General features: G+C 57.2%; 24 protein-coding genes, 2 tRNA genes and 1 pseudogene. 7 read left to right on the top strand and 20 right to left on the bottom strand.

Annotated elements, in window-relative coordinates; all coding sequences use genetic code 11:
• Positions 1-132 precede the first annotated feature (132 nt).
• From ACSBPU_RS08050 to ACSBPU_RS08030, 5 genes are all read right to left on the bottom strand, one after another.
• Positions 133-209, bottom strand: a tRNA-Met gene (locus ACSBPU_RS08050).
• Positions 210-373: 164 nt separating this feature from the next.
• A complete protein-coding gene (locus tag ACSBPU_RS08045) occupies positions 374-793 on the bottom strand; it encodes a RidA family protein (protein WP_442597080.1) in 420 nt (139 codons plus the stop codon).
• 69 nt (positions 794-862) lie between these two features.
• Positions 863-1,699, bottom strand: a complete 837-nt coding sequence (locus ACSBPU_RS08040; protein ID WP_442597078.1) for an alpha/beta hydrolase — start codon at positions 1,697-1,699, stop codon at positions 863-865.
• Positions 1,700-1,751: 52 nt separating this feature from the next.
• Positions 1,752-1,988 carry a hypothetical protein gene (locus ACSBPU_RS08035; protein WP_442597076.1) on the bottom strand — a complete coding sequence of 79 codons (237 nt, stop codon included), beginning with the start codon at positions 1,986-1,988 and terminating at the stop codon, positions 1,752-1,754.
• 198 nt (positions 1,989-2,186) lie between these two features.
• On the bottom strand, positions 2,187-2,603 hold the full coding sequence (locus ACSBPU_RS08030; RefSeq protein ID WP_442597075.1) for a VOC family protein: 417 nt from the start codon (positions 2,601-2,603) through the stop codon (positions 2,187-2,189).
• A gap of 185 nt (positions 2,604-2,788) precedes the next feature.
• Here ACSBPU_RS08030 and ACSBPU_RS08025 point away from each other — a divergent pair, with 185 nt between their 5' ends.
• Positions 2,789-3,430, top strand: a complete 642-nt coding sequence (locus ACSBPU_RS08025) for a carbonic anhydrase (RefSeq protein WP_180067416.1) — start codon at positions 2,789-2,791, stop codon at positions 3,428-3,430.
• 9 nt (positions 3,431-3,439) lie between these two features.
• On the opposite strand, the gene ACSBPU_RS08020 is transcribed toward ACSBPU_RS08025, so the two are convergent.
• Entirely contained in the window at positions 3,440-4,180 is a 741-nt protein-coding gene (locus ACSBPU_RS08020) for a YjbE family putative metal transport protein (RefSeq protein ID WP_180067417.1), read from the bottom strand.
• A gap of 268 nt (positions 4,181-4,448) precedes the next feature.
• On the opposite strand from ACSBPU_RS08020, the gene ACSBPU_RS08015 reads away from it, so the two are divergent.
• The 3 genes from ACSBPU_RS08015 to ACSBPU_RS08005 all read left to right on the top strand — a co-directional run bounded on the left by ACSBPU_RS08015 (position 4,449) and on the right by ACSBPU_RS08005 (position 7,354).
• On the top strand, positions 4,449-4,970 hold the full coding sequence (locus ACSBPU_RS08015; protein ID WP_442597072.1) for a DUF2569 family protein: 522 nt from the start codon (positions 4,449-4,451) through the stop codon (positions 4,968-4,970).
• A gap of 43 nt (positions 4,971-5,013) precedes the next feature.
• A complete protein-coding gene (locus ACSBPU_RS08010; protein WP_442597070.1) occupies positions 5,014-6,195 on the top strand; it encodes an AI-2E family transporter in 1,182 nt (393 codons plus the stop codon).
• Positions 6,196-6,259: 64 nt separating this feature from the next.
• Positions 6,260-7,354, top strand: coding sequence for an AI-2E family transporter (locus ACSBPU_RS08005; RefSeq protein ID WP_180067420.1), 1,095 nt, complete (start codon positions 6,260-6,262; stop codon positions 7,352-7,354).
• Positions 7,355-7,458: 104 nt separating this feature from the next.
• Here the strand turns inward: ACSBPU_RS08005 and ACSBPU_RS08000 are convergent, their stop codons facing one another.
• Positions 7,459-7,827 (bottom strand): MAPEG family protein, encoded by a 369-nt coding sequence (locus tag ACSBPU_RS08000; RefSeq protein WP_442597067.1) that lies wholly within the window; start codon positions 7,825-7,827, stop codon positions 7,459-7,461.
• Between the two features lie 20 nt (positions 7,828-7,847).
• Complete coding sequence (locus tag ACSBPU_RS07995) at positions 7,848-7,994, bottom strand: DUF2141 domain-containing protein (protein ID WP_442597065.1); 147 nt, start codon at positions 7,992-7,994, stop codon at positions 7,848-7,850.
• A 67-nt stretch (positions 7,995-8,061) separates the two neighbouring features.
• Between ACSBPU_RS07995 and ACSBPU_RS07990 the strand changes: the two genes are divergently transcribed.
• Positions 8,062-8,137: transfer RNA gene (locus tag ACSBPU_RS07990), tRNA-Thr, on the top strand.
• Positions 8,138-8,250: 113 nt separating this feature from the next.
• On the opposite strand, the gene ACSBPU_RS07985 is transcribed toward ACSBPU_RS07990, so the two are convergent.
• The 3 genes from ACSBPU_RS07985 to ACSBPU_RS07975 form a co-directional block, all read right to left on the bottom strand.
• Positions 8,251-8,991: an ISL3 family transposase gene (locus ACSBPU_RS07985; RefSeq protein WP_442597063.1), complete on the bottom strand. Its 741-nt coding sequence runs from the start codon at positions 8,989-8,991 to the stop codon at positions 8,251-8,253.
• A gap of 424 nt (positions 8,992-9,415) precedes the next feature.
• Entirely contained in the window at positions 9,416-10,315 is a 900-nt protein-coding gene (locus ACSBPU_RS07980) for a manganese catalase family protein (RefSeq protein WP_442597061.1), read from the bottom strand.
• Between the two features lie 197 nt (positions 10,316-10,512).
• A complete protein-coding gene (locus tag ACSBPU_RS07975) occupies positions 10,513-10,716 on the bottom strand; it encodes an Arc family DNA-binding protein (RefSeq protein ID WP_442597059.1) in 204 nt (67 codons plus the stop codon).
• Positions 10,717-11,069: 353 nt separating this feature from the next.
• On the opposite strand from ACSBPU_RS07975, the gene ACSBPU_RS07970 reads away from it, so the two are divergent.
• A complete protein-coding gene (locus tag ACSBPU_RS07970; RefSeq protein WP_442597057.1) occupies positions 11,070-11,213 on the top strand; it encodes a hypothetical protein in 144 nt (47 codons plus the stop codon).
• Positions 11,214-11,364: 151 nt separating this feature from the next.
• On the opposite strand, the pseudogene ACSBPU_RS07965 reads toward ACSBPU_RS07970, so the two are convergent.
• From ACSBPU_RS07965 to ACSBPU_RS07925, 9 genes and pseudogenes are all read right to left on the bottom strand, one after another.
• A pseudogene (locus ACSBPU_RS07965) lies at positions 11,365-11,600 on the bottom strand (BrnA antitoxin family protein).
• Between the two features lie 167 nt (positions 11,601-11,767).
• Positions 11,768-12,793 (bottom strand): histone deacetylase family protein, encoded by a 1,026-nt coding sequence (locus ACSBPU_RS07960; protein WP_442597055.1) that lies wholly within the window; start codon positions 12,791-12,793, stop codon positions 11,768-11,770.
• Positions 12,794-12,805: 12 nt separating this feature from the next.
• Entirely contained in the window at positions 12,806-13,435 is a 630-nt protein-coding gene (locus ACSBPU_RS07955) for a DJ-1/PfpI family protein (protein WP_442597053.1), read from the bottom strand.
• 27 nt (positions 13,436-13,462) lie between these two features.
• The gene (locus tag ACSBPU_RS07950; RefSeq protein WP_442597051.1) at positions 13,463-14,404 is read right to left on the bottom strand and encodes a carbon-nitrogen hydrolase family protein; all 942 of its coding nucleotides are present in this window, start codon (positions 14,402-14,404) and stop codon (positions 13,463-13,465) included.
• Between the two features lie 16 nt (positions 14,405-14,420).
• Entirely contained in the window at positions 14,421-15,104 is a 684-nt protein-coding gene (locus ACSBPU_RS07945) for an ABC transporter ATP-binding protein (RefSeq protein WP_442597049.1), read from the bottom strand.
• Complete coding sequence (locus tag ACSBPU_RS07940; protein ID WP_442597047.1) at positions 15,105-15,851, bottom strand: ABC transporter ATP-binding protein; 747 nt, start codon at positions 15,849-15,851, stop codon at positions 15,105-15,107.
• A complete protein-coding gene (locus ACSBPU_RS07935) occupies positions 15,848-16,804 on the bottom strand; it encodes a branched-chain amino acid ABC transporter permease (protein ID WP_442597045.1) in 957 nt (318 codons plus the stop codon). Before ACSBPU_RS07935 ends, ACSBPU_RS07940 begins: the two co-directional genes overlap by 4 nt.
• Entirely contained in the window at positions 16,801-17,703 is a 903-nt protein-coding gene (locus tag ACSBPU_RS07930) for a branched-chain amino acid ABC transporter permease (protein ID WP_180067428.1), read from the bottom strand. The genes ACSBPU_RS07935 and ACSBPU_RS07930 overlap by 4 nt, the downstream gene beginning before the upstream one ends.
• A gap of 13 nt (positions 17,704-17,716) precedes the next feature.
• Positions 17,717-19,015, bottom strand: a complete 1,299-nt coding sequence (locus ACSBPU_RS07925) for an ABC transporter substrate-binding protein (RefSeq protein WP_442597042.1) — start codon at positions 19,013-19,015, stop codon at positions 17,717-17,719.
• A 339-nt stretch (positions 19,016-19,354) separates the two neighbouring features.
• Between ACSBPU_RS07925 and ACSBPU_RS07920 the strand changes: the two genes are divergently transcribed.
• Positions 19,355-20,128: a TrmB family transcriptional regulator gene (locus tag ACSBPU_RS07920; protein WP_442597040.1), complete on the top strand. Its 774-nt coding sequence runs from the start codon at positions 19,355-19,357 to the stop codon at positions 20,126-20,128.
• Positions 20,129-20,142: the final 14 nt, after the last annotated feature.

The following is a 20,142-nucleotide window of genomic DNA, read 5'->3' as shown; positions in this document are numbered from 1 at the left end:
AAGGGTGGACTGAAACCTCGGGCTGATTTCTCGACCATCTATTGAATCCGTTGTTCTTTCGTTCGCGCAGTCATGTTACGTGACAAGGCAAAATAAAACCCCGGCATGATTTCTCGTGCCGGGGCTTTGTTCTGGTTGCGGGAGCAGGATTTGAACCTACGACCTTCGGGTTATGAGCCCGACGAGCTGCCAGACTGCTCCATCCCGCGTCTGACCAAATGAAAGCCCCGCCGCATTAGGCGGGGCTTCTAAATTTATATCGAGTGCAAAACGCACTGTATCGATAGACAGCATTTTAGGACAGAAAAAGGATTACGTCAATTGATAAATCCTAATTGATGAATCCTGAGCCACCTCGCCGTATAAGGTTTCGTCACGCTCTGCCGAGCACCGCAGTCAGATCCACCTCGACCAGCATGCCTGGCCACGCCAAAGCCGAGATCACCAGCAAAGTGTGAGCAGGTGCAGGCATGCCCTGAAAAGCCTCTTTGCGCGCACGGTGATATTCGGGCAATAAACGCGCGTCCAGCAAATAAGCCGTGATTTTGACGACATCGGACAGTTCTGCGCCATGCTTGGCCAAGACTTGCGCGGCCTTTTTATACGCTAATTGTGTCTGAGCATAGACATCGCCTATGCACTGGATATCGCCTGCCTGCTCGCCAAGTGCCTCGGCGCCTATTCCCGACAGGTAGAGCGTTGTGCCTGGCCCGCTCACCGTTACAACCTCGGCGAATAAATCACGAGACCATGCAGCAGAAGGATGAAAATGCTTCTGGAATGTATCAGTCATGACCGTCTTCCGAAATTTGGATTGATGATCAGTATAACGACAAGCCAGCGCGTTCAACTACGCCGCTATTCAGTCGACCAGGCAGGGAGCTGCTTGAGGCTTAAGTACCGCCGTCAGCAGATATTCGGACTGCACGTCCACCACGCATGCCTTACGCTCCGGGCCGCCGCCCATGGCCACATGCTGATTGGCGACGAAGGTGAACAGCGACGCATTGCTCAGTTGAGCTACAGCCTCTTGGGAATTCTGATAGGGCGTTGCGGGGTCGCCCGTCGAACCCCAGACCATGATGGCCGGGGAACCTTGTGCCTTGTAATCGCGCCGCACCGGATCGGGATCTACCGGCAAATAGGCACAGGGCCGATTGATATTGGCTTGTACCGCTCCGGTCAGCGGCGCGGCGGCTGCCGCCCGCGTGACCATGGCCTCGTAGGCGTCTCCCCGCCGCAGCGGCTGGTCCATGCAGCTTGTCCATACCGAAGGGCCGAGCGATTCGCTATTGGCGAAATCAGACGCCCGGGTCTGGAACAGCCGCCAATCGGGCGTGGGCTGCAGCGCGGCGTGGATCATTTCCGCCAGTTGCGGGTAGGTCGTGGTTTCGTAGATGCGCAGCACGGAAAGCAGCGTTACCCAGCCCGATGACAGTGTGATGGGGCTGCCTTTGTAATCCAGTGTTGCCGGCTGGCTATGGGCCAAGGCCTGCATTTGGCGGAACCCGCCCTCGGGGTCGGCGCTGATGAGGCACTGGCCGGCGTTTTCCTTGCACCAGACAAAGAAGGCCTCCAGGCCTTTTTGCCAGCCTACGGCCCGACTCACGAGAATGTCTTCGCCGCCATGCGCCGTCGCGCGCACCACAGCCCGACCCATCAATGGCGCAATGATGGCGAACGCCAATGACTTTCGCATTCCGTAGTGCCGTGTCGATCTCTGCAAGCGGCACTTGCGGAATAGTGACAGCTCATCTGATAGAGTTGCGGCGCAGCTTCGCAATCGCAGCCTGATTCAGGCGGGCCGCCTCGTGCTCGGCGTAGTCGCGCTCTCCCGGCTCGTACGAACCCTCATAAAGGCATGCGCGGCGGTTCGCCTTGCACTCATCGCTGCGAACCGCGGTATCGGAACCGATCACGGAGCATCCCGCGACAAGTCCGACAAAAAAAAGCGCTGCGCCGCATCGGATCAAAGCTCGAATGGACATTTTCCCTGCCTTACATAATTGCTGTAGCCATTTTCATAACCCGCCTCCGAGAGCCCTTCCTGCCGCCGGTGCTCGTCGAATGCCGCTTCCCTCAAGAGAAGCATGATAGTTCGGCAGCAAGCACCGGGGTGTGTCATATCGTTGCACAGCTCAGATCCGCGTTGGCCAGCCGGCAATAGATCTACTGATCCTGTGGCCCTATGGTTGCCAGGCGGGATTCCAGACGGCTTCCCAGACGTGATTGTCCGGGTCCAGAAAGTATCCCGCATAGCCGCCCCAGAAGGTGTCGTTCGCCGGCTTCAGGATGACGGCGCCCGCCGCTTCCGCCTGCCGCATCACATCGTCCACTTCGGCTTTGGAAGTAACGTTATGCGCGAGCATCATCTCGGTTGCGGAGGGCCTTCCGACAGGCCGGCCGATTTCGTGCGCGATGCTGGCACGCGGCCAGAGCGCCAGGCGCAGGCCGGGCTGAAGGTCAAAGAAGACCACCGCGCCATGGTCGAATTCCTTGCCGACAATTCCTTCGGTTTCGAACCCCAGGCCGTCCCGGTAAAAGCGCAATGACCTGTCCAGGTCATCCACCCCAAGGGTGATGAAATTGATCCGTGGTTGCATGCCGCTTTTCTCTTCGAATAATCGAACGAAAAATATACCATTGCTGTCGCATGGGGTCAGACCCCATCCGGGGTCTGACCCCTAAACCTCATCCGGGGTCGAACACCTCGGTCCCCATGTTTTATTGTCAGCATCCCGCCACAGGGCGTAAAATTTCCAGGTTTACCAATTCAAAAGGAATCAGTGTGTTTCCATCAAGGCTGTATGACGGGTACAAGGCTTTTCTAGACGGCCGGCTGTGCCGGGAAAAAAAGCGCTATGAGGATCTGGCCGAATCCGGACAGCATCCGGAGATCATGGTCATCGGCTGCGGTGATTCGCGCGTCGCGCCCGAAATCATCTTCGATGCGGGTCCTGGCGAAATTTTCGTCATACGCAATATCGCCAATCTCGTCCCTCCTTGCGAACCGGACACCCAGACTTCTTTCCACGGTACCAGCGCCGCGATCGAATTCGCCGTCAACGCCTTGAAGGTAAAGCACATCGTTGTGCTGGGACATGCCAGCTGCGGCGGCGTGGCGGCCTTCGCCAACCAAAGCCCGCCGCTGACAAAGCGCGACTTCATCGGCAAGTGGATGTCGCAGATCGCGCCGGTGGCCGAACGTGTCGGCGCGCCGGGCGCCGACCGCCAAAGCTGGATACGACAGCTGGAATGGGCGGTCGTGGAATACAGCCTGGAAAACCTGATGAGCTTCCCGACGGTGCGCGAGGAGGTCGAAAAAGGCGCCTTGACGCTGCATGGCGCTTATTTCGGCATCAGCACGGGGCTGCTCTTTATACGCGACCCGAACACCAAGGAATTCGTGGCGTATCGCGACGCGGCATAGGTCGCTGCGTCATTCGGAGATCCCGCTGGTGGAGGCGGGTTCCTCGCGCATGGGCGAATTGCGCCGCTTGCGAAGGACCAGCCATTTCCCCATGCCAATCACGAACAACGCCCCCAGTGCCTCGACGGCAAGTTTGAGCATGGCGCTGGGCGGTCCCAGCCATTCGATGACGAAGACGTCTGTAATCAGCATGCCGCCGGCAATCCAGCCAAGCAGGCCGGCGCCAAAAGTCACGACTACCGGGAAGCGGTCAAGGAGCTTCAGCACCAGGGTGCTGCCCCATACGATGATGGGCACGCTGACGCACAACCCGAAAATCACGTAATACAGTTGATGGTCGGCGTGGGTGTTCTGAGCCGCCCCGGCGATTGCAATGATGTTGTCCAGGCTCATCGCGAAGTCGGCGATGATGATGGTCTTGATGGCGGACCATACCGACGTGCCGCCGGTTATGTTGCCATGCTCGTCCTCTTCCGGTACCAGCAGCTTGATCCCGATCCACACCAGCAAGGCGCAGCCCACTACCTTCAAGAAGGGAATGTCGAGCAGGGCAAGCGCGAAGGCAATCAGTATGATGCGCAGCACAATGGCGCCCGCGGTGCCCCACAGTATGCCCTTCATTCTTTGAGCGGTCGGCAGGTTGCGACAGGCAAGAGCAATGACCACCGCATTGTCCCCACCCAGCAAGATGTCGATCAAAATGATTTGAATTACGGCGCCCCAATGGAGCGTCTCGATAATTTCAAGCATGGATCAGCCAGTCCGAAAAAAGAGAATGGAAGCGCCGCCGGCAGGTGCAACCGACCGGCTCAGGGCGCCCTTCTGACTGATTCTAAATAAAACTTTCCATAAGCATTTAATACCGGCGTTCCCGTCATGGTCATTCGTCTATACACTAGTACCGCGCAGTAACACCATGGACGCCATTGAATCGGTTCCAGGCTGCTATACATGGAAGTGACAAAGATTTACCATTCGCTCTTTGTGACGCGGCGACTGCCCATCAGGAGAAGCAACAATGGGGTTCTGGAGTCTTTGGCATTTCGCGATATTCATCGCCATGACATTGATCGCAGTATGGACGAGCAGGCGCGGCAAGAGCGCGAATATCGGGGGGTACGGCGGCTGGCTCATCGCACTCAGCGTCTTCCTGGTCTTCTGGGCCATGCAGGAGCTGGCGGAGTTCTATCGCGTGCGCCACGAAATCGCCGTGCTGGTTCCCTCCGCACTCGAAAGCCCCGACTACCAGGAATACATACGCTACGCGCTCGGACTGGCGTGGCTGGAGGCGTTTCTGCTGATCGGGGCTGCGGCCATGCTCACGATCAATCGCCATCGGCGGGCCGTGCACCGGACGATCGCCGCACTTTGGATAGCCGGACCTGTCGCGGCCCTCACCGAATTCGTGATGGCCAAGACTTATTTCGGCGATTATCTGGTGGAAGACGATTACTCAGCCATGGCGGCAACCGTCATGTTCGCCACGGTATGGACCTGCTATCTGCTCACATCCGTCCGGGTAAAGAACACCTATATCTAGGCGACTGCCGCCCATCCGAAATGTTCACTCCATAGAGGCAGCGATGGATACCGCCAAGAATCATGATCCGGCATCAAGTACAAGCCCGGCCATTCCGTCCCCGTCACCCGAAGCCCCGGTTGCGCCGGTTCGACGCCCCGGCGACACCGCGCTGACGATAATCGCGGCGCTTGCATTCGTCTTCGCCCTCCAGTGGGCGCGCGACTTCTTCATACCGCTCGTCTTCGGCATACTCATCGCCTATACGCTCAACCCGGTCGTCATCTGGCTCGAACGCCTGCGCATGCCGCGCGCGCTGGCGAGCTCCGTCGTCATGCTCGCGCTGCTCGGCTCCAGCATCCTGGTCGTCAGCTCGGTCTATAACGAAGCGCAGGCCATCATGGACGAATTGCCCGTGGCCACGTATAAGCTCACCAATGCGCTGCGCAAGCTGGACAACGGGGAACAGGGGCCGCTGGACAAGCTTCGCAACGCTGCCGACACCTTGAAAAAGGCGGCAAGCTCCGACAATGATGCGGACAACAAGCTCGAAACTTCGGTTTCCGCGCCGCCCGCCGTCCTCATCAAGCAGCCGGACTTCGACCTGAACGACTGGCTGCTGGCCGGTTCCAAAAGCGCGGCGGCCTTCATCGGCCAGCTGACCATGGTGCTTTTTCTGGTGTTTTTTGCGCTGGTGTCGGGCAACACATTCAAGCGCAAGCTGGTCAAGCTGACCGGACCTTCGCTGACGAACAAAAAAATAACGGTGCAGATACTGGACGACATCAATACATCCATTCAGAAGTACATGCTCATGCTGCTGATCACCAACACCCTGCTGGGATTGCTCACCTGGCTGGCGCTGCACTGGATCGGCCTGGACAATGCGGGCGCGTGGGCGCTGGTTGCCGCGCTCACGCACATCATTCCCTACTTCGGCTCCATGATCGCGATGGCCTTGATCGCCTTCGCCGCGTTCCTGCAGTTCGAATCATTTTCCATGATGCTGCTGGCAGCGTTTGCGACGCTTGCGATCTCCACGTTCGTCGGCATGCTCGTCAGCACCTGGATGACCGGCCGCATCGCCAAGATGAACGCCGTGGCGGTCTTCGTGGCGCTGCTGTTCGGCGCGTGGCTCTGGGGGGTATGGGGCATGCTGCTGTGCGTGCCCGTCATCGTCGTCATCAAAGTGGTTTCGCAGCATGTCGAGGATCTACATGCGATTGCGGAACTACTCAGCGAATAGCCGCTCTATCGCATAGAATCGGAACGGCCGGCGGCCTTCAGCGCTTTTCTCTTCGCGGATATCAATGAATAATTCCAGACTCTACTTTCGGTCCTTCCTGTTCCTGCTGGTGGCCGTTACGGTCGCCTTCATCTGGGTGCTGCTGCCCTTCTACGGAGCGATATTCTGGGGCGCCATACTGGCCATCATCTTCCAGCCCTTGCAACGGCGCCTGGAAAACCGCCTCAAGGGCCGCCCCAATCTTTGCGCCCTGATCAGCCTGTTCGTCATCATCCTGATCGTGATTCTGCCGGTCATCTTCATCACCGGCTCCCTGCTTCAAGAAGGCGCCGTCATCTATAAGCGGATCAGTTCAGGCGAACTCAATCTTGGCGCCTATTTCGAGCAGATCATGAATGCGCTGCCGGCCAGCGTCCATGACACCCTGACCCGCTTCGGCGTGGGAGACATCTTCAGCCTGAGGGAAAAGCTCAGCGCCAGCGCGTTGCAGGGCAGCAAGTTCCTGGCCACGCAAGCCGTCAATGTTGGACAGAATACCGCTCAGTTCCTGATCGGGTTGGGCATCATGCTGTACATGCTGTTTTTCCTGCTGCGCGACGGCGTACAACTGGCGCGCCAGGCCAGGCATCTGATTCCCCTTAGCGAAGAGCACAAGCAGCATCTGTTCCGCAAGTTCGCAACGGTGATCAAGGCCACCGTCAAAGGCAATGTGGTGGTCGCCGCCACGCAGGGCGCGCTGGGCGGCCTGATGTTCGCCTTCCTAGGCATACAGGGCGCCCTGCTCTGGGGCGTGGTGATGGCGTTTCTTTCCTTGCTTCCCGCCGTCGGCGCATCGCTGATCTGGATTCCGGTCGCCATCTATTACCTGGTGACCGGCGCCATCCTGCAGGGCGTAGCCCTGACGCTCTTCGGCGTTCTCGTCATCGGTCTGATCGACAACTTGCTGCGCCCCTTGCTGGTCGGCAAGGACACCAAAATACCGGACTACGTGATTCTGATCTCCACCCTGGGCGGACTGGCCGTATTCGGCTTGAATGGCTTCGTCATAGGCCCTCTGTTTGCCGCGCTGTTCATCGCATGCTGGGATCTTTTCCCCTCGGCCATACGCATGAACCAGCAACAATCGCTGCCGCGCCGCGAGGACACGGACGCGCTGTGAACAAGGGTCATAGCAGGGGTCAGACCCCATAAGGGGTCTGCCCCCCCGAAGCTGGGCAACAGGGGTCAGACCCCGTACGGGGTCTGACCCCACAGCCTCTGCACTTAAGCGAACAAAATAGCCACGTTCAAGGCCAGGGCAAGCGCCCATGCGACGGTACGCAGAACGCCGTAACCCGCGATATACAGGGCAATGTATGCCAGGCGAACCAGCACCCAGGCCAGCATCAAGCCGGCGAGCCATGACAGGTCGGCTTCCTTGAACAAGGCCAGCAATACGGCCGCATAAAAGAATGGCAAGCCTTCGAACAGATTAGCCTGCGCGGCATTCGCCCGGGCCCGCCACCCTTCCTGCGCGGACAGCCAGGCACGCGGGGCTTCGTTATCAAAGCCTTTGCCCCCGGCCTTGGCGGCCACCGTGGCGACCAGGGGCAAAAAGGCGGCGCAGAGCATGAGCCAGGTAATGGTAGACATTCGCTGCTCCTGAGAAATAGTCAGTCAATCAGCCGGATCACGACGTGAGCGTCGAAAGACGACATAGTGAACCGAGTCTCATCATATCGCGGTATGTGCAAGCTGCTGGAGGGACTGTTCGAAAATCCGTATGCCTTGCGCGGAATGCCGGCGAAGCCCGTTTCCAATTTTCCACGCGGATATGTATAATAGCGGGCTTAGCGGATCCGGGATGTTTTCTCGTACGCCGCGTGGGCCGATGTAGCTCAGTCGGTAGAGCAGCTCATTCGTAATGAGAAGGTCGGGGGTTCGACTCCTCTCATCGGCACCAGAAATCCCCTTATCGATAAATGGTTTGGGGTATTTTTTTGGCTCTTCCTCATTATCGGGGGATCAGGGCATTCATTACACGGCTCTACCCCATAAACGGGGGATGGGCATCCGCTAGACACGGTTGATCACACCGTTCCAGCCGCACTGTGCCAAGACCCTCATGCGGTAATTTTCAAAGTTTCTGAACCCATACGCACGGCGTGAGAGCATTTCCATTTTAGTGTGGAAGCCCTCGGTGACACCGTTGGATTTGGTGAAGCGCCACATCCGCACGATAGGTTCCAGCCACGACTTAAGCGTTTGCGCCAATGCCCGAGCCGGACTCTGTTCAAACTGCGCGATCAACGCCAGGAACTGGGGCATCATCTTCTGGGCGCGCTTTCTTTTCAGACTCTTCATGACCAAGAAGCCATTCAACTGCTGCTTGGCGAAGTACAGCGCCTGCAGCACCGGCGACTGGGCCAGGTACTGGCGCAGTCGCTCCTTTTGCACGGATGACAGATTCCAGTGATGGCGGCGCATCAGGCTCAGTAGCCCTCGGTTCTTGCGCCCTTCAGGATCGTGCTGCTGCCATAGCTTCAGAAAATGCTGGTTCACCAACCGCACGACATGAAAGCGGTCGGCCACGATCATGGCATTGGGAAAGTACTCCTGGGCAATGCGCCGATAGGTCTCGGACAGGCCCATCACAATGACGCGCACGTGCTCGCGGCCTGGCAAACGCTTCAAATAGGCCCGCAGACTCCCTTCGGAGCGGCCCAGCACCACATCGAACACCTTATGGTGTTTCAAATCGACCAGCGTGGTGGCGCTGCCGATCCGGTGCGTGCGCATCAGTTGGCGCTGGCTCACTCCCCATCGTGGGCCTCGAAGACCTCCAGGCGATACGCCTCGGTGGCTCGGTGGCTCGGCGCCATGGCCGGATGTCGGCGAAACGGTGGCGAAAATACCGATTGCAGTTCAGGCAAACCGAGCAAGAGCAAGGGGTAGCAGGTGCAGGAGAGCGGCCGCCTCGACCCCATATTGTGTTCGTGCTCCAGAATATTTTAGAGTTCGGTCAAGGGCAATCTGGGCAAAAGCCTGGACAGCAGAAGTGAGCAGCCAGCTTTACGTTTGTGTGATTGAGTAGTTGCTACAGCCCCTCCTCGAGGGGCTTCTCTATTTCTGCGCGCGCCCCGGCTGGCTATCTTTTGCTTGCGAGCGCGCCGGCCTCGCCAAGACTCGGGGCGCGGTCGCGACCAGTCTCCGATTTATCTTTACAGCCAGCGATTGCGCTTTACTTCGGACTACCCGCCTCTTTGGGCGGAATCATAGCGCCCAACTCGGCGCCCGTTTCGGGGTTGGATGTCGGATCCGAAGCTGTACGCGTTGCCATGGCCTGAACCACTTTCGCCGCTTCCTCATCGAGCTCCACTGATGCTGATCCATCACCGCCATCTACGGCCGACATCTGCTCCCATGCATCGACTCGATCGAAATTTACTTCGCTATTCCACGACCCTTCCATCTCTCCTTCGCCCTGCGATAGATTGAAATAAGTATTGGCGAACTCAGGTACGGGCGGCAGTTTCCCGGGCGGGAAATTTGGAGAGATCGAATACAGGGCCTTCTCAAACGACTTCAAATGTGCCGCCTCTCGAGTCATTAGAAACATGAGCGCGTCCTTGACGCCAGGGTCTTCCGTGACATTGATTAGACGTTCGTAAACGATCTTGGCCCTGGCCTCTGCGGCAATGTTTGAACGCAGATCCGCAGTAGGCTCGCCAATAGTGTCGATGTATCCGGATGTCCATAGTTGGCCGCCTGAATTGGTCAAGGGCGGACCACCACCATAGAGCACTTGGGTGACATGCGAATCATTGCCGGCGCCATGCAATTTGCGGTACAGCTCTGCCTCCGAATCGACACCCTCGGCCAACTCGCCCTTCGCCCCTTTATTGAGCATTGCAACCAGGTGCCCGATAATTTCTAAGTGACTCAGCTCCTCTGTCGCAATGTCGATCAACATATCCTTGCGTCCGGGGTCGTCCTCGCCGATGTATTGGGTGAAATAACGACAGGCAGCGGCAAGCTCTCCTTGTGGGCCGCCAAACTGCTCCAGTAGCAAGTTGGCTAACCCGGGATTGGGCTCTGTAACTCTTACCGTATATTGCAATCGCTTATTGTGAGCAAACATGGGGACTCTCCTTTAGGGTGTGCGCCGTCCAAAGAGTTACGGACGGGCTGGTCCAAAAAAGCAAATGGCATGCCCAGGATGAGGCGTCTTCTGGTCCGTCGCGTCAAGGCGTGCCGGCCTTGGATGTCCATCCAGGCCCACCGTACGTTAGAGCGTGTTGCCACACCTGTAGGAGGGGGTTTTTCTCACCCGGTGCCCTACTTTCCGTCCATCCGGCTCAGCAGCGCATCCAGCTTGGCCTCGATGCGGGCCAGGCGTTCGTCGGCTTCGGTGGGCTTTTTTATACCCTGCTCGATGAAGGCGACGATCTCGCTGTTTGCGGATCTGCCGTTGCGTGTGGCGAGCTTGTTGATGCGGTCGCGCAGGCCGTCGGGCTTATGTGCGTTGGAGGCGCGGGGCATGCATCAATGACCAGAAAATCAATCCTGCTTCGCCTACTATCCCATCCCGGCCCAGGGATCATCGTGTGGGCCGGGAAGCCTTCGGCCCACAGTCTGCGCTGGAATGCACCTTCACCACCAACCGCTCCCGGCAGCCATTACATGCAAAGAAGACATTCCAGAACGACCCGTGAGACGCCTCGCGCCCACCATCCATCGGGATTTGAACTACCGAAGTAAAGCCCATATTCTCCACGCCGCAATGCGGACACATCGTTTTGTAAATCGCCTCTCCAGCCATGAACGGACTCTCCCATCACCAAAAAACAATCAGCGACAGTCTCGCATCCGCAGACAGACCAGAAGCTGCGCTAATGCAGCGCTACGAAACAACCGAGAAGGACGCCAAGGATGCCTTTGTCATTTCGCTGATCGGAGCCTTAGTCGCCGAACGCTCTCGTTACCTAACGAAACAATACCCCAGCCGAAATGCCACTGGCGAGAAACCTCAAGGCTGAGCAGCGCGCCAATCATGGCATTGGTTGTTTTGTAATAGTGGTGGCATGATGCTATGTCGCCCCCTTTTCTAGGAAGCACTCTTTCGCTTCCACGGCGGGCTTCGTATTTCTCAATCCGCACCGGCGGATTTACTTTTGCCCGCTCGCAGCCCTACGCCCGACGCGTCTTGAGCCAAGCATGTAGTACATCATTCATCCGCGTCCGCCAGCCGGGGCCGTCCGCTTTGAAGGCTTCGATGACATCCTTGTCGTAGCGAATCGTCACCGCTACCTTGGTGGCCGGCCCACTCGTTTCAGTTGCTTGAAATCTTCCGCGCCCAGCTCGTAGGTGTCCGGGTCGGCGGCAACGCCGCGATTTATTGCCGCATCCTCTTCCGGCGTGGGCATGATCAGTTTACGTTTGCTCATAGTTCCGAACCTCTCGCGAATTGGCTTTGCGCAGGCTCAACGGAGCATCTATGATCGCACTGCTCAGTAGCAACACAGACAGGGTAGCATGACGATTATATAGATCAGACTGCACAAGAGTCAGCGATGCTCCACGCAATCCGCCCCTAACGGCGTCCGTTCAGTAGCCCATCGAAGAACTCGCGAGCGTTACGATCCAGGGTATCGATATGGTATCCGCCTTCCTGCACGACGACGGTAGGCAGATCGAGCGACGCGACCAGTTCACCCAATCTTGCAAAACCTTCGCTGCTTACCTGCACCGGCGCTTGAGGGTCCTCCAGATAAATGTCGAACCCATGGGAAAATACCAGCGCATCAGGAGCGAATTCCCGCGCGGCGTCCAGCGCGCGCTGAACATACTCAAAAAATACGGATTCCGAACTTCCATGGGGCACCGGCAGGTTCAGGTTGTATCCGATTCCGGGGCCGGCGCCCTGCTCGTCGGCGTGGCCTGCCACGACCGGATAGAAATTCGTTGGGTCCCCGTGCACAGAGATATACATCACGTCGGCACGGTCGTAGAAAATTTCCTGTATCCCTTGGCCATGATGAGCATCGGTATCCAGCACCAATACCTTGCCGTAGCGCTGTCGCAATACTTCTGCGGCAATGGCCGCGGAGTTCAGGTAACAGAACCCACCCGCCGCGTCCTTGCGCGCGTGGTGGCCCGGTGGACGGCAAAGCGCGTAGGCGTAGCGTTCTCCGCCGAGCACCGCGTAAGCAGCCTCGACGGCATCCTGGGCGCTCCAGTATGAGGACCGCCAAGTCATCGGCCCCACCGGACAACTGCCATCTGCCAGATACCGAGCAGCCTCGGCGAGAATGCCGCGCAAAGGGTTGGGCTCGCGCACGTAGACATTGGACATGACCTCATCGCCCCAATCCGGCGAGGTATTGATCCAGCTTGCATGGGCCGTTTCCAGAAAGCGTAGGTACTCGGCGCTATGCACGGCCAGCAAGGGCTCCATGCCATGGTCGCGCGGAGCCTGCACATCGAAACCAAGATCGCTTACCGCCTGCAACAGGCGCGTGGCTCGATCCGGCACCTCTTGTGGCTGGCGCATCGCGCCGCGCGACAAATAGGTTTTAGGAAAATGCAGCAACTGATCAGGATGGAAGAATGTTTTCATACCTACGCCGGATTACGCCTTACACGCGTCAATGACATTGACGCCGTCAACTTGAATGTAGCGCCAATCGTACTCCATATATTGGGCCGTTTGCTGCGCGATATCCAGTCCAAACAACCGCGAAACCAGGTAAAGCGCCGCATCCGTTCCCGCCGACACACCGGCCGAGAACAGCAGTCTTCCGTTGTCCACCACCCGGGCTTTAGGGTAAATCGCTATATCTTTACCCATACGTTCCAGAATAGGCAGCCCCACCGCATGAGTGACCGCCGATTTGCCATCGGCCAGCCCGGCACTGGCGATGATCAAGGCGCCTGTGCAAACCGACAGTATGGTGCCGCCTCTTTCGTAGTGCTTACGGATACGATCAAGGGTCGTTGCATTGACGCACTCGCGCCTCGATCCCGGCCCTCCCGGTACCACTAAAATATGGGGTTCCGGCTCGTCACCATAGTGGTAAGAGGGATTGATACTGAGCTTGCCGCGCGCCAAAACCGGCTGAAGCCGCTGCGCCGTCGTATAAACATCAAAGCACCGAACCCCGCTCAACAGGCCGGCTACGTTGAACACCTCAAATGGCCCGGCAAAGTCCAGCACCTCGACATCTTCGTACAGCAATATCGACACGACTTGCGTATCCATCCCTTTGCTCCTTTTTAGACAAAAGATTCAATCATCTCCAGACTCTTTCACTTGGGTCACCGAGCGCTTGGGCCGCTCATCGACAATCAACTTGAAGATGTCAGGACGCGCGTAATGACCTACGACATCGAAATCGTACTTGCCACGCACCACGTCATTCAAATCAAGTTCCGCCGTGAGTATGCATTCTCCGTCATTGGACGGACCGGCCAGCACCTCGCCGGCGGGATTGACTATGACACTGCCGCCTCGCATCAAGACGGTGTCAGGCTCATTGCCCTGAATGGCGTCGTAGTCTTCAGGGTAATCGGCACGAGTCGCGTACTGGCAAGCACTCAGTACGAAGCAACGGCCTTCGATGGCGATGTGCTGCATGGAGCTGGTCCAGATCTCACGGTCGTCGGCGGTGGGCACGCAGTACAGCTGAATGCCCTTGTCGTACATGGCCATGCGCAACAGGGGCATATAGTTCTCCCAGCAAATAACGGATCCCAGCTTGCCGATGGGCGTATCGAACACCGGCAAGGTGGAACCATCCCCGCAGCCCCAAACAAGCCGTTCCATGGCTGTGGGCATAAGCTTGCGATGCTTACCCATCAGCAGCCCTTCAGGCGAGAAGAACAGCGTCGTGCAGTACAAGGTACCGCCATCGCGCTCCATGACGCCTATGACCACAAAGGCCTGGGCCTCGCGGGCAGCTGCGCCAATTTGCTGGGTATGCGGACCGGGGACGTCAATGGCTCCGTTGTAATACTCTAGAAACTCTTCACGACCGCGCGGTAATCTGCCGCCAACGCGCGCGCCGAAGTCGGCGCCCTTGGGATAACCAGACAGGGTGGCCTCGGGAAACACCATCAATTTGGCACCCATCGCGCCAGCTTCGTGTATTTTTCCAACGACTTTGGCGCAGGTCGCGTCGTTATCGAAAGGAACGGACGCCATCTGTACAACTGCTGCTTTGAATTTCATGTTTTACAACCCTTATTTAAACTGTCACTTTTTCCGTTGCTTCAGCCTGGATCTCACCGCGCTCGAGAACAATCATGCGGTCGGCCATGGGCTGTAGAAGCTGAGGATTGGATTCCGTCACCAGAACGGCTAGGTCGGGCCGCGCATCGCGCAGGGCGCGCAGCATATCGGCGTATTTCAGCGCCAAGGCGGGAGCAAGACCCTGAAACGGCTCGTCAAGCAACACCATATGCTTGCCTGCCATCAACGCCCTGCCCAAGGCAACCATCTTTTGTTGCCCACCTGATAACAGGCCACCCAAGCGCGCGGACAAATCCTTGAGTTCAGGCGCCACGAAATAAATCAGCTCCAGACGCTCCTGGATCTCAGCCGTGCCCAAGCGCCCCGCCCAAGCAGGTAGCAGAATGTTTTCGCGCACGGTGAACTTGCCGATAAGGCGCCGCTCTTCGGGGGCGTAGCCGATGCCCAAACCGACCCGATCATGAGCAGGCAGCATGGCGATATTGCGTCCATTGAATTCGACCGATCCGTGGACTAGGGGCAGCGCACCCATGATGACCCGCAGTAGCGACGTCTTCCCCGCTCCGTTGCGGCCGATCAAAGCCAAGGTCTCGCCCGCTGCTATGTCGACGGATACCTGGCGCAACACCTGGCTGCCTGCAATCTCCGCAACGGCCCGATTCACTCTGAGCAATGTCATTTAGGCAACCCCCACCACGTTACGCAACACACGCTCGTCGCGCAGGACGACGTCTGGCGCGCCGTCGGCCATCACTTGGCCGGCATTCCAAACAATGACGCGATCCATATAGCGTGTTACCAGCTCCATGTCATGCTCGACCAGCAGCGCTGTAATCTTACGTTCGCGCAAGATGGGCATCAGGATATCCATGATTTCGAATTTCTCACTCGAACTGACGCCGCTAGTTGGCTCGTCCATCAATAACAAAGAAGGAGACAAGGCGATGGAAACGGCGATATCGACCAGCTTGCGCACTCCTTCAGGCAGCGAATGTATATAGCGCTCCGCTTCCGCCTTCAGACCGAAAATGGAAAGTATCTCCAGCGCCTCTGTGCGCAAGGCGGGGCGATCCAGCGCGCGCAAATTCCAGAACCCGGTACGTGCCGCCAAAGCGATCAAAACGTTCTGGATGACCGTGTCTTCGGTAAAGAGCTGCGGTAATTGGAAGGTGCGCACCGCGCCCAGGCGGGTGATGTCACGCGGCGGCATGCGGGTCAAGTCCTTGCCTGCGAAAATCACTTCGCCTTTGCTCGGCCGGACGTAGCCTGTACACAAGTTAAGAAAAGTCGTTTTGCCCGACCCGTTGGGCCCGATAATCGATGCCATTTCCCCCTGATAGAGATCTAGGTCGACACCATTGGCAGCCTTGACGCCGCCGAACTCGACGTGCAAGCCTTTTGATTGCAATACGGTGACGCGGCTCATAGTTGTTTCCCCTTGGCTCGCATCGGCAACATCCGCTGCAAGGCGCCCCATAGGCCTTGCGGAGCAAATAGCACAACGAACACCAGCACGGCGCCCAGAATCAATTGCCATGCATTCCCGGCGTAGGCGCTGGCGTAGCCGCGGATAAGCTCGAAAGAAACGGCGCCGATCAATGCACCGACCACGTTGGCCGTACCGCCTAGCACCGCCACGAAGACAAACTCGGCGGAAAGGCTCCAGTAGGCAAGATCCGGCGTTACGTGGCCCGTTGAAAAAGCCACCAGACCGCCACCCAGCCCGGCCAGACCGGCCGCGCTGACGTGTGCGACGAACATGACGCGATAGGCGGAAACCCCCAAGTACTCAAGCCGCACTTCATTGGTCTTGACCGCGCCTAACGCGGCGCCCAAGGGACTGTGCAAATAGCGGTGGACGACCCAAAAAACAAGCGCCAACAAAGCAACGGCGCAATAGTACAAGCCCCAACCGAACTCATATGCGCCCAATGAGAAGCCTAGAATCGGAGGAGATACCACTCTGAGGCCATCGCTTCCACCGGTATAGTCGTATGCTCGTAAGAATATGGTGTAGCCCAGCATGGAAAACGCCAAATTGAGCATGCCATAGAAAATACCGCGATAGCGCACCAGAATGGTTCCCAGCAGCGCTCCCACCACGACGCTGCAGATCAGCGCCAAGCCTAGCAATACCCAGAGATCCAGTCCTCCCTTGCGCGAAGCAAAGGCGACCACATAGGCTCCTATGGCGAAATACAAAGCATGGCCGAAGGAAACCTGCCCGGCTCGCAACAGAATAAGCAGACCTATCGCGCACAAGGAGATACTCATGGCGACCAATAGCAGCGGGCGTAAGGACGGCGATACCAAGGGCACTATCGATATCAGGGCGAGCGCGATGATCGGAGGCAACAAAGCCCGAAAATTCGAATTCATATTCTGCGCACCTCTGGTTTGCCAAACAAGCCATAGGGCTTGACGATCAGAATCAGCGTCATTACCAGATAAGGCATCACCGCCGCGATACTGCTATAAAAATGCACGCTAAACGCTTGAGCCAGGCTGATCAACAAGGCGGTCACTGCAGCGCCTTGAAAATGGCCTAGGCCGGCCGACGCCACGATCGCAAACGACAGCACGATGGTCCCCGCGCCCGTACCTGGCACCAACGACGTAACCGGCGAAGACAGCGCCCCACCCAAAGCGGCCAACGTAGCGCCCAGCACGAACGTCCAAAAGTAAACGCTGCGCGCATTGACTCCCATGACGCTCGCCATTTCAAAGTCTTCGATCACGGCGGTAATCAACTTGCCTTTGCGCGTTCGGTTAAAGAACCAGGCAAGCGCCAGCATGGTGGTCACTGCTGCCAAAGGCAAAACCAACAACTGATAAGCGGTGTAATAAATGCCGCCTACCTCTATGACGCCCAGCATGGCCAACGGCGCATCATTGAAGTACGGTTCAACACCGAATATCAGTTTCTGAGCGTCTTCCAGCATCATGAAGATGCCGAAAGTTATCAATAGCTGAAGAGTGTGCTCTTTCCCGTAGATGCGGCGCAGCAGGACCCGCTCGATCACGGCGCCCAAGGGCACCCCGATCGCCAAAGCCGACAGCACCAGAACCAAATACAGCCATGGACCGTCACCCCAAGTCGCCGAGAACCAGAGTCCGACCGCTGCTGCGGTATAACCGCCCAAGGCATACAGACTGCCATGGGCGATGTTCAAGATGCGCATAATGCCAAACACCAAGCTCAGCCCGACCGCCACCATGAAGGAGACGGAGGCCTGAGCCACTCCATCCATGATGGCTAATAAGACGGTTTGCAACATTGGGGCTCCTAACTCAGTTTTTTGTGGGAACGTTGAATTGCTCAAGCATTCCCGCTGGCAAGGATTTAAGCCATTCCTGCGCCTTGACGCCTACCGGTGGCGTGATCGAGTCGCCGGGAAACAACACCAACTTATCCAGGATCATGAAGTCGTGCGCATCGCTTTTAGCCGTTACGCCAACCAACTGGCCTTCGACTGATTGATTGTCTTCACGCAATACCAGTTCGCCGGTGAAGTCCTTTAGGCTTAGACCCTTCCAGCCTGCCAGCAACTCCTGCTGCAGAGTCTCACGACGCCCATCCCAATTCTTTTCAAGAGCCACCTGGATCGAACGTATGGCCTGGGCCATATGGTAGGAAGGAAAACTCGGATAAGCGCCAGTGCGTTCCTTGATCGCGTCGATAAACGCCTGGTGGCCGGTTACGTCCTTCATCTTGGGATCAAGCGCCCAGCTGTCTCCCCGCATTCCGATGATGGCGTTCTCGGGGAAGGATTTTCCCAGTTGCTGCAGCGAGCTTTCACCGTTGGGGCTAACTAGGGTCGAGTTGCGGAACAGCGAACGCGAGGAGGACTGGCGAATAAAGGTATTCATATCGCCGCCCCACAATGAGGTAAAGACCACATCGGGGCGCAGGGCCGAAAGCCTGGAAATTTCTGTCGAGTAATCCGCAGTGCCGAGCTTGGGGAACAGCTCCGCCACGATTTTTACATCGGGACGCAGAACTTGCACAGCCTGCTTGAAGGCGGCCCAATTATCGCGCCCGAAAGCATAATCCTGGTTGATGCCCGCTACGGTCTTGACCTCCGGCATGGACTTGAGCATATAAAGCGCTACGGCTAGATTGTTGGGCGGAGTCCAGTCAGATGTCCGGTATACGTAGTCGTACTTGCGCTCTTCGTAGAGACGTTCCGTGCCGCAGTCCCAGAACATGGTCGGCATCTTCAACTCTTCGGCGGCAGGCGCCACGGCGAGACAAATGGAACTGGACAAGCCGATGATCATCGCGTCGACACGCTTGCTCTCGACCAATGATCGGAATTCGACCACGGTGTTGTCAACACCGCGGTTTTCATCAAGGAACGCCAGTTCGATCGGACTGCCTTTGATGCCGCCCGCTTCGTTGATCTGTTCGACCAGATACTGTGCGGTTTGCTGAGCCGGAACACCGAACACAGCCCCTGCTCCTGACAAAAAGGTTGAAACGCCAATTCGGATGGGCTCGCCGGCAACCGCCGATGCGCCTGGCAGAAATGTTGCCAATGAGGCCATCACTAGCCCCGCAGTCGCCTGCTTCCATTTTGAAATGCTCATACTCCACCTATTGTTCGTTGAAGAAAGACATGCGCTTGCAATGAACGAGCATAAAAGTGCATGTTGCCGTGCAAGCCATCGCCATACTAATATCGACGGTATATTCCGTCAATTAATTTACCGTTACTACTAGGGTAAAACCTATAAATATCAATGACTATAGGAGATTTTTTTATAAAAATTTACTTGGTTAGTAATATTAGTCGGTTTTATCCGACAAATTGTACTTGGCGATGAGGGCTGCCCTATACTCTTGGACTTGTCGCCGGGCCGGCACGTCGGGATAATGTTTCGGCATCTTCGCGACGGTCGTGCATCGCAACTTATCGGAGCAACAGGATGGATCTTCAGGACAAGCTCGGCCGTCTCGGAATCAGCGGCAATCTTTTTACGGTTTATCTAAGCGCCATAGACGTTGGCACAGCAACGGTGGCAAGCCTCGCACAGCGCACAGGCTTACCGCGTACTACAACTTACGATGCCGTAACGCGGCTAGAAGAGGAGGGTTTGGTTGAATTTCAAGGCAGCGGACGCAAGCGAACCGTGGTAGCGCGAGACCCTAGCGTATTGATGGAATATGTGGCGGCACGGCGACAAATGGTGACAGATATGCTGCCGCAACTGCGATCCATGTACAACCACGTGAGGGGCAAGCCACAAATCAGGTTCTATGAAGGACTGGAAGGCATACGCACCGTGCTCTGGGATTCTCTGCGTGATAGCTCGCTGACCTTGCGCGCCACGTTCTCAATGTACGAAATCGAGGGGACACCAGGACTAGATGAAATAGAGCGATACCGCCAGACTCGAATCGAACGCAACATTTCCATGCGCGCCATCCGTTCACGCAGCCGAGACACGCACGCGATTTGGCCGAGCAGCAAAGAAGATATGCGCGAAGTGCGCTTCACTCCGCCTACGCTGACGCTGGCCATGACAACCTTGATCTACGGCGATACCGTTGCCCTGATTTCATCGAAACGCGAAAACTACGGCCTTATTATCGAAAGCGAGGAGTATGCAGCTCATCAAGGCATGTTGTTCGAAGCAGTCTGGATGGCATCTGAACCAGCGCAGCCTTCCGTGTCCGGGCAGCCTACTGACGCTCCTTGACAGATGCTCTGCAA

The sequence above is a fragment of the Parapusillimonas sp. JC17 genome (genome assembly GCF_052180245.1).
Lineage (GTDB): Bacteria > Pseudomonadota > Gammaproteobacteria > Burkholderiales > Burkholderiaceae_B > Parapusillimonas.
Note: the sequence above shows the minus strand (reverse complement) of the source record. Positions and strands in the feature narration are given on the sequence as shown.

What these genes read in the sequence shown, in the direction of transcription:
- ACSBPU_RS08045 (WP_442597080.1), bottom strand. Translation starts at nt 793, where the DNA reads ATGACTGATACATTCCAGAAGCATTTTCATCCTTCTGCTGCATGGTCT.
- ACSBPU_RS08040 (WP_442597078.1), bottom strand. Translation starts at nt 1,699, where the DNA reads ATGCGAAAGTCATTGGCGTTCGCCATCATTGCGCCATTGATGGGTCGG.
- ACSBPU_RS08035 (WP_442597076.1), bottom strand. Translation starts at nt 1,988, where the DNA reads ATGTCCATTCGAGCTTTGATCCGATGCGGCGCAGCGCTTTTTTTTGTC.
- ACSBPU_RS08030 (WP_442597075.1), bottom strand. Translation starts at nt 2,603, where the DNA reads ATGCAACCACGGATCAATTTCATCACCCTTGGGGTGGATGACCTGGAC.
- ACSBPU_RS08020 (WP_180067417.1), bottom strand. Translation starts at nt 4,180, where the DNA reads ATGCTTGAAATTATCGAGACGCTCCATTGGGGCGCCGTAATTCAAATC.
- ACSBPU_RS08015 (WP_442597072.1), top strand. Translation starts at nt 4,449, where the DNA reads ATGGGGTTCTGGAGTCTTTGGCATTTCGCGATATTCATCGCCATGACA.
- ACSBPU_RS08010 (WP_442597070.1), top strand. Translation starts at nt 5,014, where the DNA reads ATGGATACCGCCAAGAATCATGATCCGGCATCAAGTACAAGCCCGGCC.
- ACSBPU_RS08005 (WP_180067420.1), top strand. Translation starts at nt 6,260, where the DNA reads ATGAATAATTCCAGACTCTACTTTCGGTCCTTCCTGTTCCTGCTGGTG.
- ACSBPU_RS08000 (WP_442597067.1), bottom strand. Translation starts at nt 7,827, where the DNA reads ATGTCTACCATTACCTGGCTCATGCTCTGCGCCGCCTTTTTGCCCCTG.
- ACSBPU_RS07980 (WP_442597061.1), bottom strand. Translation starts at nt 10,315, where the DNA reads ATGTTTGCTCACAATAAGCGATTGCAATATACGGTAAGAGTTACAGAG.
- ACSBPU_RS07975 (WP_442597059.1), bottom strand. Translation starts at nt 10,716, where the DNA reads ATGCCCCGCGCCTCCAACGCACATAAGCCCGACGGCCTGCGCGACCGC.
- ACSBPU_RS07970 (WP_442597057.1), top strand. Translation starts at nt 11,070, where the DNA reads ATGCAGCGCTACGAAACAACCGAGAAGGACGCCAAGGATGCCTTTGTC.
- ACSBPU_RS07960 (WP_442597055.1), bottom strand. Translation starts at nt 12,793, where the DNA reads ATGAAAACATTCTTCCATCCTGATCAGTTGCTGCATTTTCCTAAAACC.
- ACSBPU_RS07955 (WP_442597053.1), bottom strand. Translation starts at nt 13,435, where the DNA reads ATGGATACGCAAGTCGTGTCGATATTGCTGTACGAAGATGTCGAGGTG.
- ACSBPU_RS07950 (WP_442597051.1), bottom strand. Translation starts at nt 14,404, where the DNA reads ATGAAATTCAAAGCAGCAGTTGTACAGATGGCGTCCGTTCCTTTCGAT.
- ACSBPU_RS07945 (WP_442597049.1), bottom strand. Translation starts at nt 15,104, where the DNA reads ATGACATTGCTCAGAGTGAATCGGGCCGTTGCGGAGATTGCAGGCAGC.
- ACSBPU_RS07940 (WP_442597047.1), bottom strand. Translation starts at nt 15,851, where the DNA reads ATGAGCCGCGTCACCGTATTGCAATCAAAAGGCTTGCACGTCGAGTTC.
- ACSBPU_RS07935 (WP_442597045.1), bottom strand. Translation starts at nt 16,804, where the DNA reads ATGAATTCGAATTTTCGGGCTTTGTTGCCTCCGATCATCGCGCTCGCC.
- ACSBPU_RS07930 (WP_180067428.1), bottom strand. Translation starts at nt 17,703, where the DNA reads ATGTTGCAAACCGTCTTATTAGCCATCATGGATGGAGTGGCTCAGGCC.
- ACSBPU_RS07925 (WP_442597042.1), bottom strand. Translation starts at nt 19,015, where the DNA reads ATGAGCATTTCAAAATGGAAGCAGGCGACTGCGGGGCTAGTGATGGCC.
- ACSBPU_RS07920 (WP_442597040.1), top strand. Translation starts at nt 19,355, where the DNA reads ATGGATCTTCAGGACAAGCTCGGCCGTCTCGGAATCAGCGGCAATCTT.